The 1,188-nt window shown below is 63.1% G+C and carries 1 protein-coding gene; it reads left to right on the top strand.

What is annotated here, in order from left to right; genetic code table 11:
- A protein-coding gene (locus tag IWX75_RS17490; protein ID WP_196823532.1) for an IS3 family transposase occupies window positions 1-1,146 on the top strand; the annotation gives its coding sequence in 2 pieces (ribosomal slippage) (window positions 1-229 and window positions 232-1,146; 1,144 coding nt annotated over the 2 pieces). This gene is flagged as partial in the annotation.
- Window positions 1,147-1,188 lie beyond the last annotated feature (42 nt).

Raw genomic sequence — 1,188 nt, 5'->3', positions numbered from 1 at the left:
CCGGAAGGGCCAGTCATCGATGAAGCAGATCGCAAAGGACTTCGGGATCTCCGAAGGATGTCTGCATGGCTGGATGAAAAAGGCGGACATCGAGGACGGTAATCGTCCCGGTGTTACCGCGGCGGACCAAGCCGAGCTGCGGGACGCCAGGAAACGGATTCGGTTGCTCGAGCAGGAGAACGAGGTCCTGCGGCGGGCGGCGGCGTATCTCTCGCAAGCGAACTTGCCGGGAAAATAGTCTTCCCGCTCGTCCGTGAGATGGCCGCGGCCGGTGCCCCGATCAGGGTGCCGGTCGCGGTGGCGTGCAGGGTTCTGGGCCGATCAACCCAAGGGTATTACAAATGGTTGCAGGACCCCGTGTCCCAAAGGGACTGGGATGATGCGCACCTGATCGAGGTGCTGCGTGAGATTCATGCCGACGACCCGACACTGGGGTATCGGTTCCTCGCTGACGAGCTCGCCGATCACGGGGCGACGGCGTCGGAGAACCGGGTGTGGCGCCTGGCGCTCATCGGCGGGCTGCAAGCCTCCCACCACCGCCGACGAGGCAAAGGGAACAAGCCCGGGCCGGCGGTGCACGACGATCTCCTTGGAAACGTCGATGACAAGGGCCGCGTGACCCACGATTTCGGTTCCGTCGCGACGGGACCGGACCAGGTGTGGTTGACCGACATCACCGAGCACTGGACCGCGGGCGAGGGCAAGCTCTACCTGTGTGCGGTCAAGGACTGCTGGTCGAACAAGATCGTCGGCTACTCCATCGATACCCGAATGACATCGGAACTCGCCGCCGCAGCCCTCCGAAACGCAATCACCCTCCGCGCCCCGGCCGGGACCATCGTCCACTCCGACCGAGGTAGCCAATTTCGTTCGAAGAAGGTCGTGCGGCTTCTGAAGAACAACGGCCTCCGTGGCTCGATGGGCCGGGTCGGTTCCTCGAGCGATAACGCCGCGATGGAATCGTTCTTTTCCCTGCTCCAGAAGAACGTGTTGAACACCCGCCGGTGGGACACCCGGGAGCAACTGCGTCTTGCGATGGTCGTCTGGATCGAGAAGAAATACAACCGCCGACGCCGGCAACGATCCCTCGGGAAGCTCACTCCGGTCGAGTTTGAGACAATCTACTTAGCCGCACACGCGGCCTAGAGACCACCCACCCCCCGTGTCAACCAAAGTCTGGGCAGTCCC

Source organism: Arthrobacter sp. CAN_A6 (assembly GCF_015751715.1).
In the GTDB taxonomy this organism is placed as follows: domain Bacteria; phylum Actinomycetota; class Actinomycetes; order Actinomycetales; family Micrococcaceae; genus Arthrobacter_D.
The sequence above is the reverse complement of the archived record's forward strand: the minus strand, read 5'-3'. Positions and strand labels throughout refer to the sequence as shown.